The 16,560-nt window shown below is 73.5% G+C and carries 15 protein-coding genes; 7 read left to right on the top strand and 8 right to left on the bottom strand.

The features are described from left to right. Positions 1-213 precede the first annotated feature (213 nt). Complete coding sequence (locus tag ACZ7DL_RS26275) at positions 214-909, top strand: L,D-transpeptidase family protein (RefSeq protein ID WP_470777582.1); 696 nt, start codon at positions 214-216, stop codon at positions 907-909. 168 nt (positions 910-1,077) lie between these two features. After that, entirely contained in the window at positions 1,078-1,263 is a 186-nt protein-coding gene (locus ACZ7DL_RS26270) for a hypothetical protein (protein ID WP_470777580.1), read from the top strand. Between the two features lie 81 nt (positions 1,264-1,344). On the opposite strand, the gene ACZ7DL_RS26265 is transcribed toward ACZ7DL_RS26270, so the two are convergent. From ACZ7DL_RS26265 to ACZ7DL_RS26255, 3 genes are all read right to left on the bottom strand, one after another. After that, the gene (locus ACZ7DL_RS26265; RefSeq protein ID WP_470777577.1) at positions 1,345-2,730 is read right to left on the bottom strand and encodes a S1 family peptidase; all 1,386 of its coding nucleotides are present in this window, start codon (positions 2,728-2,730) and stop codon (positions 1,345-1,347) included. Between the two features lie 125 nt (positions 2,731-2,855). Further along, positions 2,856-3,686 (bottom strand): SAM-dependent methyltransferase, encoded by an 831-nt coding sequence (locus tag ACZ7DL_RS26260; RefSeq protein ID WP_470777576.1) that lies wholly within the window; start codon positions 3,684-3,686, stop codon positions 2,856-2,858. 112 nt (positions 3,687-3,798) lie between these two features. Next, positions 3,799-4,062, bottom strand: coding sequence for a hypothetical protein (locus ACZ7DL_RS26255; RefSeq protein ID WP_470777574.1), 264 nt, complete (start codon positions 4,060-4,062; stop codon positions 3,799-3,801). A gap of 82 nt (positions 4,063-4,144) precedes the next feature. On the opposite strand from ACZ7DL_RS26255, the gene ACZ7DL_RS26250 reads away from it, so the two are divergent. Together ACZ7DL_RS26250 and ACZ7DL_RS26245 are read left to right on the top strand one after the other, a co-directional pair. Next, the gene (locus tag ACZ7DL_RS26250; RefSeq protein ID WP_470777572.1) at positions 4,145-5,323 is read left to right on the top strand and encodes a MalY/PatB family protein; all 1,179 of its coding nucleotides are present in this window, start codon (positions 4,145-4,147) and stop codon (positions 5,321-5,323) included. A gap of 106 nt (positions 5,324-5,429) precedes the next feature. Continuing rightward, on the top strand, positions 5,430-5,816 hold the full coding sequence (locus ACZ7DL_RS26245; RefSeq protein ID WP_470777570.1) for a PPOX class F420-dependent oxidoreductase: 387 nt from the start codon (positions 5,430-5,432) through the stop codon (positions 5,814-5,816). 21 nt (positions 5,817-5,837) lie between these two features. Here ACZ7DL_RS26245 and ACZ7DL_RS26240 read toward each other — a convergent pair whose 3' ends face one another. From ACZ7DL_RS26240 to ACZ7DL_RS26230, 3 genes are all read right to left on the bottom strand, one after another. Next, a complete protein-coding gene (locus ACZ7DL_RS26240; protein ID WP_470777568.1) occupies positions 5,838-8,603 on the bottom strand; it encodes a hypothetical protein in 2,766 nt (921 codons plus the stop codon). A 426-nt stretch (positions 8,604-9,029) separates the two neighbouring features. After that, complete coding sequence (locus tag ACZ7DL_RS26235) at positions 9,030-9,446, bottom strand: Zn-ribbon domain-containing OB-fold protein (RefSeq protein ID WP_470777566.1); 417 nt, start codon at positions 9,444-9,446, stop codon at positions 9,030-9,032. A gap of 167 nt (positions 9,447-9,613) precedes the next feature. After that, the gene (locus ACZ7DL_RS26230; protein ID WP_470777564.1) at positions 9,614-10,366 is read right to left on the bottom strand and encodes a TetR family transcriptional regulator; all 753 of its coding nucleotides are present in this window, start codon (positions 10,364-10,366) and stop codon (positions 9,614-9,616) included. Between the two features lie 200 nt (positions 10,367-10,566). On the opposite strand from ACZ7DL_RS26230, the gene ACZ7DL_RS26225 reads away from it, so the two are divergent. Continuing rightward, complete coding sequence (locus ACZ7DL_RS26225) at positions 10,567-11,676, top strand: substrate-binding domain-containing protein (RefSeq protein ID WP_470777562.1); 1,110 nt, start codon at positions 10,567-10,569, stop codon at positions 11,674-11,676. 19 nt (positions 11,677-11,695) lie between these two features. On the opposite strand, the gene ACZ7DL_RS26220 is transcribed toward ACZ7DL_RS26225, so the two are convergent. Then, positions 11,696-11,902 (bottom strand): hypothetical protein, encoded by a 207-nt coding sequence (locus ACZ7DL_RS26220; RefSeq protein WP_470777560.1) that lies wholly within the window; start codon positions 11,900-11,902, stop codon positions 11,696-11,698. A 208-nt stretch (positions 11,903-12,110) separates the two neighbouring features. On the opposite strand from ACZ7DL_RS26220, the gene ACZ7DL_RS26215 reads away from it, so the two are divergent. Continuing rightward, on the top strand, positions 12,111-12,953 hold the full coding sequence (locus tag ACZ7DL_RS26215) for an ATP-grasp domain-containing protein (protein ID WP_470777558.1): 843 nt from the start codon (positions 12,111-12,113) through the stop codon (positions 12,951-12,953). A gap of 487 nt (positions 12,954-13,440) precedes the next feature. Then, positions 13,441-13,971, top strand: a complete 531-nt coding sequence (locus ACZ7DL_RS26210) for a flavin reductase family protein (RefSeq protein WP_470777556.1) — start codon at positions 13,441-13,443, stop codon at positions 13,969-13,971. A 173-nt stretch (positions 13,972-14,144) separates the two neighbouring features. Here the strand turns inward: ACZ7DL_RS26210 and ACZ7DL_RS26205 are convergent, their stop codons facing one another. Then, positions 14,145-16,544, bottom strand: a complete 2,400-nt coding sequence (locus ACZ7DL_RS26205) for a SpoIIE family protein phosphatase (protein WP_470777619.1) — start codon at positions 16,542-16,544, stop codon at positions 14,145-14,147. Positions 16,545-16,560: the final 16 nt, after the last annotated feature.

Here is a 16,560-nt window from a genome sequence, read left to right as displayed (position 1 = left end):
ATGCCCTTGCGGAGCGGGCCGAGGACATGCCGCCCGCGGGTTTCGGCGACGACCGGCTGCGCGGTGACGAAGTTCGTCATTTCGTCACAGTCTGGCCGGAACTGCAACCATGGCCCGCCCGGACGGGTCTAGCAGTCGGAAGCCGCGGGAATCGCGCAGAAGAGCACCCGGGGGAGTCTCCGGGGAAAAAGGGGAGAAGGGGAGGAATCCGCTATGGGGGACATACGCCGACGAGGTGTCATCGCGCTGGGCGTCACGGGACTGGTGGCGCCGCTCGCGCTCGCCTTCACCGCGGCGCCGGCTCAGGCCGCGAGTTGCACCACGCAGGCCGGGCCGTACCAGAAGCAGGTGGAGAAGTTCCTGGGCCGGCCGGTCGACGGCAAGCAGTCAGGCGCCGACTGCAAGGCCGTCCAGGCGTTCCAGAACAAGCACGGCATCACGCCCGCCATCGGCTACGCCGGGCCGGTCACCTGGGGCGTGATGGATCTCATGAACAAGCAGAAGGCCGTCGGGAACAAGCCGAACAAGGACGGCAAGTGCCCGGTGAACAAGGGCCGGATCGCCTGTGTGAACCTCACGCTCCAGCTCAGCTGGATCCAGGACGGCGACAAGCTGGTCTACGGCCCGGTGCCGGTGCGCACCGGCCGTGACGGCTACGAGACCCGCACCGGCCTGAAGAAGGTCTACTGGCGGGACATCGACCACGTCTCGACCGTCTACGACGTGCCGATGCCTTACTCCCAGTTCTTCGACGGCGGCCAGGCCTTCCACTCGGTGGGCCTGAGCATGTGGAACCCGCCGGGCTCGCACGGCTGCGTGAACATGACCACCACGGACGCCAAGAAGTACTGGTCGCTGCTGAGGACGGGCGACGACGTCTTCGTCTACGGCCGCAAGCCGGGCACCTGAGCCCCGGGCGGTCCCGTGGACCGGCCGGACCGGGGAGGGAGCTGCCGGGAGGGCACTGCCGAGCAGTGAACTCCCGGTTCCGGTTGACGCATTGACGTGATGAGCAACACGGTCTGAAATGTCCGAATCATTCGTACTTACTCACGGAGCCTTCACCTCTCCCGGCATATGCTTCACAGCATGTCCACCACTGTTGAAGCCGTCTCCGAGCGATCGGCCGCGGAGGTCAACGAGGAGATCCGGGCCCTGTGGCGCCGGTCGGGCGGGACACTGACCACCGAGCAGCGCGCGGAGTACCAGCGCCTCGTGATGGAGTGGGCCGCCGCGACCCCGCAGCCGCACCGGGCGGCCTGACCGACCCGCGGACACCGCACCAGAACCACCCAGGGCACCCGTGACCGCACGGGTGCCCTTCTCGTCGTACCCCCGGCCCGCTCAGCCCCAGGTCGCCGAGTAGTACCGCTGATACGCCTTGCGGTCCTGCTCGGCGCGGATGAACCGGGTCGCCACCAGCGCGATCAGACTGCCCGCGATGACCAGCAGCCCCGGCCCGACGTTCCGGGTGTCCGTCAGCCGCGCCAGCAGGGTGCTGCCCTCCTCGCCGCCCGTGACCGGCGCCGCCGAGCCCGGCGAGGCAGCGCTCGGCGCCATCCCGCCCTGGGACGCCGTGGCCGACGGCGCCGGGGAGGCCCCGGCGCCCTGCGCGCCGCCCGCGTTCTGCGCCGACACGATCAGCCGGACCCCGAGCGCCGACAGCGCCTTGGTCACCGGCTGGAAGAACGTCGTCCCGCCCGTCGTGCAGTCCCCGTTGCCGCCCGAGGTGACGCCGAGTGCGATGCCCTCGGAGAACAGCGGGCCGCCGCTGTCGCCCGGTTCGGCGCACACGTTCGTCTCGACGAGCCCGGTGACCGTGCCCTCCGGGTAGTTGACGGTCGCGTTCAGCGCGGTGACCTGGCCGTCGTGCAGACCACTGGTGCTGCCGCTGCGGAACACCCGCTGCCCGACCGCCGGATCGGCGGCCCCGGTGATCCGCACCCCCTTGCCGCCGCCGATCGCGACCACGTCGGCGCCCGCACCGGCCGTCCCGCCGGCGTACTGCACGAGCGAGAAGTCACTGCCGGGAAAGGCGCTGTTCACGGTGGAGCCCAGCTGCCGGTCGCCCTGGTTGTCGGCGAACCAGGTTGACCCGGCGGGCCCGCAGTGACCCGCGGTCAGGATGAAGTCGGACTGCCCGTTGGTGACGTTGAACCCCGCCGAGCATCGGCCGCCCGTCGACAGCATCGGCTGGGCGCCGTTCAGCCGCGTGGTGAAGGTGCCCTTCGTGCGCTCCATGTGCACGAAACCGCCGATCTCCGCGGCGACCCCGGTCAGCCGGGACCAGTCGCCCGCCGACACCGTGCGGTCCGCCCGCACCACGACCCGGTTGGTCCGGTAGTCCACCGCCCACGCCGTGCCCGGCACCCGCGGCGCCGAACCCAGCGTGGCGGTGGCCGACTTGAGCTCGTTCATGCTGTGCCGCACGACCTTCGCCGTGGCGCCGGCCCGCCGGACCACCCGCGCCGCCGCCTCGTCCGTCACCGCCACGACCGGCCGCCCGTCGGCGCCGATCCAGCTGCCCGCCGTACGGGCGGTGCCGAGCCGTGCCACCATCGCGGCACCCGTGTCCCCGGCGCCACCGGCGGAGGCGAGCGGTCTGGCGGAGGCCGGCGGAGTCTCGCTCGCCATGGCCGCCTGGGCGACCATCGCGCCGCCCAGGAGGAGTCCGCCGACCGCCGCCAGCCGTGTCACTCGCCGGACGACCCGTCGTCGTGCGTGCCGCATGCATGGCTCCCGAAGCCGAACCCGAAACGCGCGCTGCCCCAACCGGCACCGCGGGGCCCTGGAATCGCCGAGGGCCCGCTCCTCCATACGGCGCCCGGGGCGGCGGCGTTCACCGCCGGCGGCGGTCAGCTCTTGCGGGCCACCCCGCCGAACATGGCGACCTCCTCCGGCTCGGCCCCGTGGCCGTGCTCCGGCCGCCAGCGCGAGCACGACACCACACCCGGCTCCAGCAGCTCCAGGCCGTCGAAGAACCGGGCCACGTCCTCGGGCGTGCGCTGCGTGAGCTTCGGAGTGCCGTGCTCGTTCCAGAACTTCACCGCCTCGTCCACATCCGGCATCGACGGGCTGGTGACGGTGTGCGACAGCACCAGATGGCTGCCCGCCGGCAGCCGGTCCGTCAACCGCCGCACCAGACCGTACGGGTCCTCGTCGTCGCCGATGAAGATGACCACGCCGAGCAGCATCAGCGCCACCGGTTCGCTGAAGTCCAGCGTCTTCGCGGCATGTTCGAGGATGGCGTCGACATTGCGCAGGTCCTCGTCCAGATAGTCGGTACGGCCCTCCGGCGTGCTGGTCAGCAGGGCACGCGCGTGGGCGAGGACGAGCGGGTCGTTGTCGACGTACACGATCCGGGACTCCGGCGCGGTCCGCTGCGCCACCTCGTGCGTGTTGTCGGCGGTGGGCAGCCCGGTTCCGATGTCCAGGAACTGCCGGATGCCGACCTCGCCCACCAGGTGACGCACGGCACGCCCGAGGAAGAGCCGGTCGGCGCGCGCGTACTCCCCGATACCCGGGTGCAGCTGCCGGATCTGGTCACCGGCCGCGCGGTCGACCTCGTAGTTGTCCTTGCCGCCGAGCCAGTAGTTCCAGATCCGGGCGGTGTGCGGCTGGCCGGTGTTGATACGAGCGCGCAGCGACACGGCCACGTCGTTGGTGGCTGCCGGGTTGTCGGTCACGTGGGTCAGCTCCTGAGTACCTGATGAGATGCCGGACGAGAGATTCACCGTGCAAGACGAACAGAGATACACCGTGCGAGACGGAACAGGGATACACCGTGCAAGACGCAATCTAGACGCCCGAGTTGATCGGCGCCGCACGGCCCCGGCCATCCCCGGCCGGAGCGAGCCGGGCCCAGCTGCGGGCATCGCCCCGCACCGACTCCGCCCCCACGTACGGCCGCGGGCACGCGGCCGGCTCCGGGTCACCGGTGCCGGCCAGCTCGTCGGAGCCGAGCTGGCCCGCGATCCCGGCCGGGAAGTCGGCGATCTGCGCCCGGGCGTCGTCCCGGGAGTCGACCAGCCGCCCCGACTCGTCGCAGGCCACCTCCCGCAAGCGGCCCTCCGCCGCCTCCGCACACCCGCCCGGCCCACAAACACCGTTCCGGCTCACCCCGAGGCCCCCTATCTTGAGCCCCATGACCAGCATCCCGCACGACACACCCGGCGAACCGGATCCGCTGCGCGCGCTCGACCTGACGCGGCTGCGACGTCGTACGAGCATGAAATGGCGCACCTACCCCGAGGACGTGCTGCCCCTGTGGGTGGCCGAGATGGACGTCCCCCTCGCCGAACCCGTCGTCCACGCCGTCACGGACGCACTCGCCCTCGGCGACACCGGGTACCCCGCCGGCACCGCCTACGCCGAGGCACTCGTCGCCTTCGCCGTCACACGCTGGAACTGGCACGGGATCGTCCCGGAGCGGACCGCGATCGTCCCGGACGTGATGCTCGGTGTGGTCGAAATGCTCAAACTGGTCACCGAGCCCGGCGACCCGGTGATCGTCAACCCGCCGGTGTATCCGCCGTTCTTCCAGTTCATCGCGCACATGGACCGCCGGGTGATCGAGGTCCCGCTCGGTGCCGGACTGCGCCTCGACCCCGGCACCCTGGAGGAGGCGTTCCGGGCGGCGACCGCGCGCGGCGGCCGGGCCGCCTACCTGCTGTGCAGCCCGCACAACCCCACCGGCACCGTGCACACCGCCGCCGAACTCGCCACCGTCGCCCGCCTCGCCGAACGGTACGGCGTCCGGGTCGTCGCCGACGAGATCCACGCCCCGCTCGTCACCCCCGGCGTGCCCTTCGTGCCCTACCTGAGCGTGCCCGGCGCCGAGCGCGGCCTGTCCCTGATGTCGGCCTCCAAGGGCTGGAACCTGGCCGGCCTCAAGGCCGCGCTGGCCCTCGCCGGATCCGCAGCCGCCGCTGACCTCGCCCGGCTGCCCGAGGAGGTGAGCCACGGCCCCAGCCACCTCGGCGTCATCGCGCACACCGCCGCCCTGCGTGACGCCACCGGCTGGCTCGACGCCCTGCTGGCCGGGCTGGAGACCAACCGGCGCCTGCTCGCCGGCCTGCTCGCCGAGCAACTGCCCGGCATCCGCCCGCACCCCGCCGAGGCCACCTACCTCGCCTGGCTCGACTGCCGTGCCCTCGGCCTCGGCGACGACCCCGCCCGCGTCTTCCTCGACCGCGGCCGGGTCGCCCTCAGCTCCGGGCTGCTCTTCGGCACCGGCGGCGCGGGGCACGTACGCCTGAACCTGGCGACCTCGCCCGAGATCCTCACCGAGGCGGTACGGCGGATGGCGGCGGCCGTCGGCTGACCGCGCGGACGTCGGGCGATCAGGCGTCGGGCGTCGGTGCGCGTGCCTGGTTTCCGGGCCCGATTTCGACGCCTCCTGGCACCGGCCCGGATCCTAGACTGCGCACATGGACGACACGCGGCTGGACCGGCTCGGCTCCGGCAAGTACCTGCTGGTGACCAGCTACCGCAAGAACGGCACCCCCGTCGCCACCCCGGTCTGGGTGGTCCGCGACGGCGGCACCCTCGGCGTGTGGACGGCCGCCGACAGCTGGAAGGTCAAGCGGATCCGGCGCCGCCCCGACGTCCTCGTCGGCCCCTGCGACCTGCGCGGCAACCCCACCGGGGACCAGCTGCCGGCCACCGCCGAGATCGTCGACCCGGCCACCACCGCCCGCTACCGGAGCCTCATCGCCCGCAAGTACGGCATCCTCGGCCGCCTCACCCTCCTGGGCAGCCGGCTCCGGCGCGGCCTGGACGGCACGGTCGGCATCCGGGTGACCCTCGGCGCGTGAGGGCCACCCGGAACCGGCGTCCTACGACGCGTTCAGCACCGACCCCGACAGCTCCAGGCCGCCGGCCCGCGGCTCCCCGGTGCTCAGGTCGGCCTGCTGGAACCGCACCTTCTCCGTGCCCTCCCGGACCCGGTCCTTGACCGTGGGCAGGGTCAGGTCGGCGCTGGTGCGGCCCGCCGGGATGTCCGCCCACAGGTAGAGTCCGCCCACCTTCGACAGCGCACGCTCGGGATCGGGCTTCTCCCCGGTCATGTCCCGCAGCCAGCGCGCCGGGACGTCCTTGGTCGACAGCTCCGGCGCGGTGGCCCGCGCGACCCCGAACAGCGCGCTCATGTCCACGTCCACCGCCTCGGACAGCGACACCCGCCACTTCAGCGACTTCCCCTCGGTCACCTTGCCGGCGACGGGGGTGACGGTCATCTTCGGCGCCGGGTCGTCGTCGTGGACGGTGATCCCGCCCCGGTAGGAGCCGACGACCGCACCGCGGACCGCCTTGACCAGGACGTCGTACGACACATCGGTGCCGTACCGCGTGTTGCCCTTCACCTCGACCGGTACGTCGATGTCCTGGGCGCCCGGACGCACCGTCACCAGCCGGTCCTTCGCCTTGCCGGTGACCGGGTCGAGGACGTACACCCGGACCTGACCGCTGCCGCCGCGGCCCGTCACCCGCACCGGCACCCGGTAGGTGCGCACGCCGGAGTCACCCTCGTCCACGGTCGTCCGGCCGAGGTCCACCCGCGGCAGCGCGTCCGTCCGCACCGTCGGCGTCCCGGACCGCCAGCCCCACGCGTCCATCAGCCAGGCCCGTCCCGACGCCGAACGCGGTGTCAGCTCAAGCGACTTGACCGAACCGAGATCCAGCCCGGCGCGGGTGGCCGCCGCCAGCGGCACCCGGACCTCCTGCGCCCAGTACGAGGCCGTCCGCGCACTGCCGGGCAGCCCGTCCATCCGGACCCGGCCGAGCTTCGCCTTCCGGCCGGAGGCGTCCGTGAGGGACACGTCCAGCTGCGCACCCCGCGAGTTCGGCGGCACGAACAGCCGCAGCGCCAGCGCCGTGGACCCGGACAGCGACACCGGCTGCCGGGCACTCACCCGCGCCGGGGTGCCGGCCCGCGTCCAGCGCAGCGCGATCGCGCGCCGGCCGGCCTCCCGGTCGGTCTCCCACTGCGCGAAGTGCGGCGACGCGCCCTTCGCACCCGTACCCAGGCATGCCGTGGCCGGGCGCGGGTCCACCGCGGCGCACAGCTTGCCGCCGGTCACCGACACCCCGCCGTCCGGCAGGAAACCGCCGCCCCGGCGGGCACCCACCGCGTGGCTGAGCACGCGCGCCGGGTCCGCCGACGGTGCCCGCTTGCCGGATCCGTCCAGCAGCGGCCGCACCCGGTCGTCACCGGCGAGGAACAGCCGTGCCGCCGCCGCGATGTAGGTCGAACCGGCCCGGTGCTGCCGGTCGGCGGTCAGCCGGGTCGCGGCCCGCTTGGCGCACACCGGGTCGTGGTGCTGCGGCTCGTCGGAGAAGTCGTCCTCGGCGGGCGCCGCCGCCTGGCCCGGTGTCCACTCGGAGTTGAAGAAGTTGTGGTTGGCGCCGATCACGTACACCGCGCTGTGCAGCGCGCTGCCGTTGCCGACCGCGCGGGTCCCGTCGACGTACACCTCGCCCTGGAGGTCGGAGACGTCACCGTCACAGCCCGGCAGGATGCTCACCGACGGCACGTCCGGCACCGGGTTCTGACCGAAGACGGTCGGGCCGATCAGGACCGTGCCCCGGACGTGCCAGCGCACCGGCCCGTGATAGCCGTCCTGGTCGGCGGGCGGCGGGGTGATGCTGTCCAGCGCGGCCCGGTTGACGCCCTCGCCGCCCCGCGAGTGCCCGACGAGCAGCACCCGCGACAGATCGGCCCGGGGCGCCTCGCGGACCACCTTCGGGGCCGTCTCGGGGTGGTCGGCCCAGTCGGCCCACCGGGCCAGGTGCAGCCGCACCAGCGAGGACCGCGCCTGCGCGCCGCCGTCCTCCGCCGCGAAGTCCTGCCCGTTGATGCCGTTGGCCGAGACGGACACGGTCACATAGCCCTGGGAGGCGAGCAGCTTCTGGTCCCGCAGGTATCCGCGGTGACTCGGCACCGGCTTGGTGCCGGCCGGACAGGGCCAGTCACCGGAGATGTCCTCGCGCCCCTTGTAACAGGTGTAGTGACGGCCGTGCAGGAACAGCGCGACGGGACGCTTGCCGGCGGCGCCGACCGGCGCGACGACCACCGCGCGCATCTCGACCGGCTTCGAAAAGCCGGGCAGCCGCACCGACTTCAGTCCGTACTCGCCCGTCTTGGTGCGGTACGCACCCGGCTTGCCCGGGTCCACGCCGTTCGCCGGCAGCGGGGCCGGCAACCGGGCCGCCGCCACGGCACCGCCGGCCTCCCGCGCGTCCAGCCGGCGCCCGCCGGACCAGACTTCCAGCCCGCGCAGGTCCGCTGCCCGCCGCCCGTCGAGCGGCAACCGGAAAGTGTGCCCGTCCGCACCTGGCCGCGGCACGCCCAACAGCTGTCCCCCGGCGTGGAATTCGACCCGGGCGTCACCCATCGGCACCGCCCGGTCCGACCGCCACACCAGCTGCGGCGCCGGGCCTCCGCCGGCCAGCCGCCACCCCGGCGGCAGCGGCGTGTCGTCACCGGCCGCCCACACTCCTTCCCCGCTGAGCGGTTGAGAGTGGGCGACCGCCACCCCCGGGGACGCTCCCGCCACCGCGAGCAACGCGGTGGCGGTCACCCATATGCGCCGGGCACGGACCACAGTTCCTCCTCGAACCCCGACATCGGGCGTCCCGGCCCATCCGGGCGCCCCTCGCTACCGGAGGATGGAAAGCGGGGGCTGTGGGTTGCCTGTGCAGGGCAGGTGTCGGATCACACCCGGGGGTGAGGGGGAAGAGGGGTGCTCCGAGGGCGCTTCCAGCCCAACGGGGGCTGGGAGCCGCTCGGTTACGGCAGCTCCTGTGCGGTGGCGAGCTCTGGGTGGCTACGGCGTGTCGTGGAGGGGGCCGTCCGGGCAGGGTGGCCGCCTCATCCGGGCAGGGTGGCGTTCCGCTCGGCTCTCCTGGCGGCCGGGTCGGTGCGGGGCCGGCCGGCGTCGCGACGGCCCCGCCTCACGTGCCGCGTCGATTCCGGCCGTGGCGCGGCGGTGACGCGGGGGGCCGGCCGGGTGAGCGGAGGTGTACCGCCGTCAGGTCCAGGCGCGGTACGGCTCGTCGATCAGCTGGAAGACCGGCTCACCGCGCACCGGGTCCTTGGCGGTGGACAACCGGACCCGGTCGCCGCTGTGGATCCCGACCGGTGGGCCCATGACCCGGCCCCGGACGACGAACCCCTCGGCCATCTCTATCAGGGACACGTTGCGCGCAGCCGGAGTGTTGCGGTGCACCACCGTGGAGTGGCGGACCGTGCCGACGCCCTCGCTGCGCTCCGTGCGCAGCTCGCTGCCCTGGCACACCGGACACAGCAGCCGGTGGTACATCGCGGTGCCGCACCAGGTGCAGCGCTGGAAGAGGATGGCGTCCTTGGAGTCCGCGGCGGCGGGCTCGAGAACACCCGCCGCGGAACCGGCCGCCGAATGCGAGATGCCTGCTGAGTGGTGGTACACGCTGTCAACTCCCTGCGCTCGGCCGGAAATCCCGCGTGCCCGGCGCGAACCGCGCACGCATGCGCACGGTTGCCGTGCCACCGTGCACGCCGACAGGATATGGCACTGAGTGTCACTCGTAAAGGCACTCGGTACCCCAGATTCCCGCCGTCGACCACCCTCGCGGGTCAGCCGCGGTCGAGCGCCGTCTCCAGTTCCTGCACCATCCGCCACAGCGGGGTGTCCCGGCGGGACACCAGCACCACCACGTCCTCGGGAGACCTCACCTCGGCGTCGGCGTCGGCGCCGGCCGGGCCGGCCCAGACGGGCGCCGCCGGGGCGTCCGCCGGCCGGCCGAACGTCCGCTGCACGTATCCCAGCGCGTGGTCCACCGCCGTACCCGCGTCGCCCTCGCCCTCCGACCGCAGCCAGGACCGCAGGGCGTTGTTGTGCGCGGCGACGACCGCGGCCGCGATCACGTCGGCGCGCAGCGTCCCGTCGGGCCGCCCCGCGAACCGCGCGCGCAGGTACGCGGCGAGCGCGCGCTCGTAGCGCCACACCACCGACAGCTCGTAGGCCCGCAGGCCCGGTACCTGCCTGGTGAGGCGGTAACGCTGCACGGAAAAGGTCGGGTTCTCCGCGTACATCCGCAGCACCAGCCGCGCCGCGTCGCACACCCGCCGCACCGGCTCGTGCTCCGGGCCGCCCGCCGCCAGGAAGGCGGTCATGTCGGCCAGGCAGCGCTCGTGGTCCGGGAAGACCACGTCCTCCTTGGAGGGGAAGTACCGGAAGAACGAACGCCGGCCGACCCCGGCCAGGGCCACGATGTCGTCCACGGTGGTCTGCTCGTACCCGCGTTCCAGGAAGAGCCGGAAGGCCGCCGCCACCAGGGCGTCCCGGATCGGCGGCTTCTCGGTCGGCACCGCGCTGCTGGAGCTCATGGACGGGAACGTAGCACCCGGAAGGGACGAGTGACACTCAGTGCAGCCCGAGCCCCTTTTTGAGGGAACTGAGTGCTGTCGAGGTGGCCGTCCGAACACCGGAGCGATCGAATTGATTGGAATCGATCGATACGATGGTGCGCGTAGAGTAAGCGACTCCGGATCACCGTGCCCGGAACCACTGCGCCAGGGGGAGCCCCATGCGACTGCACGTCGACCAGCGCCACGAGCGGGTGCTCGAACTCGTCCGGGAGCGCGGCAGCCTCCGCGTGGCCGAACTGGCGGCCGAACTCGGTGTCTCCGCCGTCACCCTGCGCCGCGACGTGGAGACCCTCGCGGCCCAGGGCCGGGTCCAGCGGCTGCACGGAGCGGTGGTCTGGCCGGGCGACCGCACCCGGGCCACCGCCCCGGCCGGGGCCGGCGGCAGGCGCACCGAGACCGCCGAAGGTGCCGTGATCGGCATGATCGTGCCGAGCACGCTCTCCATCTTCGCGGACATCGTGCGCGGCGCCCGCGAGGCCGTCGGCACGCACGGCGGCCGCCTCGTCCTCGGCGTCTCCGTCGACACCGAGGACTCCGTACAGGCCGAACGCCTCGTCGCCGGTGGCGCGCAGGGCCTGCTGGCGGCGCCCAGCTGGTTCGGCGGCGTCCCCGAGGGCGGGCAGGAGAAGTGGCTCGTGGAGTGCGGGGTGCCCACCGTCCTCGTGGAGCGCTCCGCCCCGCCCGGCAACCCCGCCGCCGAGCTCGACCGGGTCCGCACCGACCGCGCCCACGGCGCCGCGGCCGCCGTCGGCCACTTCGCCGCCCTCGGCCACCGCCGCATCACCGCCGCGCTCCAGGAAGGCCCGCACGCCGCCCGGATCAGCGCCGGATTCGAGGCCGCCGTCCGCGCCCGCGGCATCGACGCCGACCGCGGCGCTCCCAGCGCGCGCGAGCACGGCGACTACGAGGCTTCCGTCGACTACCTGGTCGACGCGGTCCGCGAGCGCGGCGTGACGGCCGCCCTCGTGCACAGCGACGAGGACGCCATCGTGCTCGTGCCCCGGCTCCAGGCACGCGGCGTCCGCGTCCCCGACGACCTCGCCCTCATCGCCTACGACGACCAGGTCGCCGGGCTCGCCGACGTCCCCCTCACCGCCGTCGCCCCGCCGACGCACGCGGTGGGCGACCTCGCCGCCCGGCTCCTGCTGCGCCGCATCGCCGAACGGGCCGGCGACCGACCGGCCGGCCCCCGCCAACACCTGGACCTCCTTCCGGAGTTGAGGATCCGCAACTCCTGCGGCGGCCGACCGGCGGCCGGGGCCTCCTGACGCACCCCGCGCGAAGCGCTCACCGAATGAGCGCCGTCCGATCCCCCGCCCGCGCATCCTCTTCGCGATGGGCACCGACATCCACCGCACCCTGCTCGCCGACGGCCATCTCGACCGGCTCCGCACGATCGCCCGCGTCGACACGACCACGACGATCACCACGCTCACCGACACCGACCCGGCGCACACCGCCCGCCTCACCCACGCCGACGTGCTCTTCACCCACTGGGGCGCACCCCCGCTCACCGAGGACGCGCTCAACCGCATGCCCCGGCTGCGAGCCCGTCGTCCACACGGCCGGCTCCGTCAAGCACCACGCCACCGACGCCGTCTGGGGGTGGCCGAAGGTGCCCGTACCCTGCGACGTAACCTTTCTCCACCGTCGCCGGGCGCCGGCCCCGGCGACCAGCCCCGTACCGCCCCGAGGAGTCCCCATGTCCACCGCCCGCCCCCGCCTGCTCTACGTCACCGACCTGGCGTACCAGGCTCGCGGGCGCCGCTACTGCGACGAGGACATCCACCTCACCTCCCGACTGCGCGCCCATTTCGACCTGGCCCTGTGCCATCTGCTGGACGCGGCGGCCCTGATGGACGGCTTCGACGCCGTCGTCGTCCGCAACAGCGGTCCCGTCCTCGACCACCAGCACGCGTACGACTCCTTCCGCGCCCGGGCGCTCGCCGCCGGGACCCGGGTGTACAACCCGCTCACCGGGAAGGCGGACATGGTCGGCAAGCAGTACCTGGTCGACCTGACCGCCGCCGGTTTCCCCGTCATCCCGACCGTCGACCGCGTCGAGGACCTGGACCGGCTGCCGTCCGCCACGCGGTACGTCGTCAAGCCGAAGCTCGGCGCGGACTCCTTCGGCCTGCGCATCGTCCCCGAGAGCCGGCTCGCCGAGCACGCCGCCGGCGACGTTCTGATCCAGCCCCGCATCGACTTCCTCCACGAGGTGTCCTTCTACTTCATGGACGACGACTTCCAGTACGCCCTGTACGCCCCCGACCCGCAGCGCCGCTGGGAGCTCAAGCCCTACCCGGCCACCGCCGCCGACCTGGAGTTCGCCCGCCGGTTCATCGACTGGAACGACCTCGGGCACGGCATCCAGCGCGTCGACGCCTGCCGCGCCCTTGACGGCGGCCTGCTGCTTGTCGAACTGGAGGACCTCAACCCCTATCTGTCCCTGGACGCGCTGCCGGAGGAGGACAGGGACGCCTTCGTCGCCGCGTTCACGGCGTCTCTGAACCGGTTCGTGCAGGGGGCACTCAACCCAGCCTGACCGTGATCCGCTGCGTGGCCCCCGCCGTCCCGGTCAGATCGCCGAACGCCAGGCCCGGGTCGCCGGTCAGGCCGGTGCCCGGCTGCATTACGCCCGGTTTCTAGCCCGCACTTGCTCAAACGCTCAAAAATTCTCATCGAGTTGAGCGTTTCGATCGTTCGCGAGGGCGGTGCTGCCTTGAACGCGACGCCGACGGGCGCCGTATCTCCGCACGGGGCCGCGCCCCCCGGATCCCCGCGGGACACAAGGAGAGCAGGTGCCGACACCGCCCGACCCCGAACAGCCGCCGCCCGGACGCGACACGCGCCGCGCGCTGGAGTCCCGCACCGGCTTCGGCGACGATTCATGAGCGGCCCGCCGGGCACCCCGGGAACAGGCCGGACAAGCGAGACACCGGGTCGACCGGGCTCGGGGCGACGGCCGCACCCGCGCCTGCCACGGCCGGCGCGGGCCGGGACCGAGCGGCGGCGGACGGGAGCGGAACGGCATGACGGATGTGAGCGGCACGCAGGACGCGGGGGGCGCGGGCGGCACGGAGGCCGGCCCGGACGGCTTCTTCGACCGGCTGGACCCCGACATGTGCGTGGTCACCGCCGTGGCGGACGGCGAGCGCGCCGGCTGCCTGGTCGGCTTCGCCTCGCAGTGTTCCATCCGGCCGCCCCGGTTCGCCGTATGGCTGTCCAAGGTCAACCGCACCTACCGGGTCGCCCGGGCCGCGCAGTGCCTCGCCGTCCATCTGCTCACCCGCGACCAGCGGGACCTGGCGGAACACTTCGGCGGCGAGACGGGCGACGAGGTCGACAAGTTCGCCGGACTCGACTGGCGGGAAGGCCATGGCGGCGCCGCCGTCCTGGCGGACACGGCGGCCTGGTTCGTCGGCACCATCCTCCACCGCACCGACGGCGGCGACCACGTCGGCTTTGTGCTCGACCCGGTCCAGTGGGGCCCGGGGCGGGACGGACCGCTGCTACGGCTCTCCGACGCCGTCACCATCGACGCCGGCCACCCCGTCGACTGACCATGCACGCCACCCTGACGGCAGACCGCGAACCGGTCGTACCGCCCCGCCGACCGACCGCGAACGGGTCGTACCGCCCCGCCGACCGGCTGCGAACTGGCCGTACCGCCCCGCCGGCCGACCGCGAACGCGCCTTGCCGGCCCGTCGACCGCCCGCAGCCACGTCGCGCGCCCTAGGACTCCGCCTGGTCCGCAGCCCCCGTCGCGTCCTGCACATCCTCCAGTGGCATCCGGATGTCCAGCACGCACACGTCGTCCCGCCGCTCGTCCGGCAGCATCTCCGCGAGGAGCGCGTCCAGGGAGCCGGACTCGCCGCAGCCGTGGGTGCGTACCGCCTCGGCCAGCCGGGCGAAGCCCGCGTCGAGGCCCTCGCCGGGGCGTTCGACCAGGCCGTCGGTGTAGAGCAGCAGCCGGTCCCCGGGCTCCAGGCGGAGTTCCAGCGACTCGTACTCGGGGGCTGCCGTCGCGCCGAGCAGCATGCCGCCGGGCCGGTCCAGGTAGTGCACTTCGCCGCGGCGCACCAGCAGCGGCGGCGGGTGCCCGGCCTGCGTCCAGGCCAGGACCTGCCGGCCGGGGTCGTAGCGGGCCAGGACCATGGTGGCGGTGATCTGGCCGTCCCGGGAGTGCAGCAGCAGCTGGTTGAGCCGCGCCAGCGCCCCGGTGAGCGAGGAACCGGTGCTGACCATGCCCTTCGCGGTGAACCTGAGCTGGGCCATGGTGGCCACGGCGTCGATGCCGTGGCCGGCCACGTCGCCGACCACGAACAGGGCGTCGGAGCCGGGCAGTTCGATGGCGCTGAACCAGTCGCCGCCGACGTGGATGCCGGCCTGCGAGGGCAGGTAGGCGACCTCGATGCGCAGCCCGGCCAGCTGCACCGGCTTGCTGGGCAGTGGCAGCAGGGCGTGCTGAAGCCGGGCCGCCAGGGCCCGCTCGGCCTGGAGGATGCCGCGCTGGAGGAGCATCGCGCGTTCGCTCTCCACCAGCGCGAGTTCCGCGCTGCGCTGCGCGGTGACGTCCTGGACGAAGCCGTGCACCTCGACCGGGCTGCCGTCGGGCGCCATGACGGCCTCCGCGACCATCCGCAGGTGGCGCACCCCGGCGGGTGCCTCGATCCGGAACGGCACGTCGAACGGACGGCCCTCGGACATGAGCTCGGCGATCGCGTGGGCCAGCGGCCCCGAGTCCTCCGACAGGGCCAGATCCGGCAGCCGCTCCAGCCGCACCGGTCTCTGTCCGGGGTGCCGGCCGAGCACGGCGTACGTCTGCGCGGCCCAGGAGATCTCCTCGGTGATCAGGTTCCAGTTCGCCCAGCCGAGGTTGCCGAGCCGCTGCACGTCGGCCAGACGCTGCTCCTGGCGGTCCGTCGAGTCGTGCCGCAGCCAGGTGACCACCAGGCCCTCGCCCAGCGGGGCCGCGCGCACGGTGTAGGTGGCGGTCACGGGCACCTCGCCGACCACGTCCTGGTAGGCGAACGGCTCGCCCTCGAACGGCACCCCGGTCTCCAGCGCGTGCAGATAGCCGTGCCACAGCGGTTCGCCGGCGACCGACGGGTAGCTCTCCAGGATGTGCTTGCCGACCATGCCCCGTCCGGCCCGGCCGAACACGTCGACCGCTTCCGGGCTGGCCGCGTCGATACGGTAGTCCTCCACCTCGCCGGAGGCGGAGCGCAGCGGAGTCAGCAGGATCACCGCGCCCGGCAGCGCGTCGAACACGGCCTGCACGGTCTGGGAAACGGCCCCGGACGGGTCCTCCTGCGGGCTGTCGAAGGCCCGCAGCCGGCCCGCGCACAGCCGGGCCACGGCCCGCAGCAGCTCCCGCTCACCCGGCTCGAACGGCTCGCCCCGCCGGCGCAGCACCCCGAAGGCGACGCTCGCGGTCTCCCCGGCGGGCACGGGCAGCCAGGCCTGGGTGAGCCACCGCTCGGGAGGATCGCCGATGAGCAGGTACCGCGTGCGGTCCACGGCGATGTCCTCCAGCCAGCGCGGCTCCCCGGACTGGAGGGCGTCCAGTGCCGCCACTCCCGTCACCGGGGGTACCTGACGCCACTGGGCGGCGAGGGTGGGGTCGACTCCGGAGGAGCCGATCAGCAGGAGCCCGCCCTCGGGCAACCGCTCGTAGAGCATCACCGCGTCGGCGTCCACCTCGGGCCGCAGGTGCTCCAGCAGGCATCCGGCCAGTTCCTGCGGGGAGTCGACCCGGACCAGGTCCCGGCCGACGCGTCCCAGCGCCTCGGCCGGCTCCCGGGTGCCGGCGGGCGGGCTCTCCGGGCCCACGGCGGCAGGCGCCTGCACAAGCGGAGCCGCGGGCGCGGCGGCGGGGTGCCTTCCGGGCGGCAGGGCGCCCAGGGTGAGCCAGCACTGTTCGAGCAGAGTGCGGTTGCCGCTCCTGGCGCGCTCGAGGAGCTCCTCGTGGGCGGCGTCCGGGGCGCAGCCGGTGACGGCCATCAGCACGCCCTTGGCCCGCTCCACGACCGCCGAGGTCGCGGCCAGGTCCCGCAGGCGTTCCATCTCCGCGCGCTGGCGGGCCACGACCTTGGCCAGCGCCGCAAGATCGGCGCCGGTGTCGGGGTCCACCGGAGGCAGAGGCTCG

The sequence above is a fragment of the Streptomyces sp. NPDC036984 genome (genome assembly GCF_055607665.1).
Note: the sequence above shows the minus strand (reverse complement) of the source record. Positions and strands in the feature narration are given on the sequence as shown.

Coding starts and splice junctions, on each gene's coding strand:
- ACZ7DL_RS26275 (WP_470777582.1), top strand. CDS start 214: ATGGGGGACATACGCCGACGAGGTGTCATCGCGCTGGGCGTCACGGGA.
- ACZ7DL_RS26270 (WP_470777580.1), top strand. CDS start 1,078: ATGCTTCACAGCATGTCCACCACTGTTGAAGCCGTCTCCGAGCGATCG.
- ACZ7DL_RS26265 (WP_470777577.1), bottom strand. CDS start 2,730: ATGCGGCACGCACGACGACGGGTCGTCCGGCGAGTGACACGGCTGGCG.
- ACZ7DL_RS26250 (WP_470777572.1), top strand. CDS start 4,145: ATGACCAGCATCCCGCACGACACACCCGGCGAACCGGATCCGCTGCGC.
- ACZ7DL_RS26245 (WP_470777570.1), top strand. CDS start 5,430: ATGGACGACACGCGGCTGGACCGGCTCGGCTCCGGCAAGTACCTGCTG.
- ACZ7DL_RS26230 (WP_470777564.1), bottom strand. CDS start 10,366: ATGAGCTCCAGCAGCGCGGTGCCGACCGAGAAGCCGCCGATCCGGGAC.
- ACZ7DL_RS26225 (WP_470777562.1), top strand. CDS start 10,567: ATGCGACTGCACGTCGACCAGCGCCACGAGCGGGTGCTCGAACTCGTC.
- ACZ7DL_RS26215 (WP_470777558.1), top strand. CDS start 12,111: ATGTCCACCGCCCGCCCCCGCCTGCTCTACGTCACCGACCTGGCGTAC.
- ACZ7DL_RS26210 (WP_470777556.1), top strand. CDS start 13,441: ATGACGGATGTGAGCGGCACGCAGGACGCGGGGGGCGCGGGCGGCACG.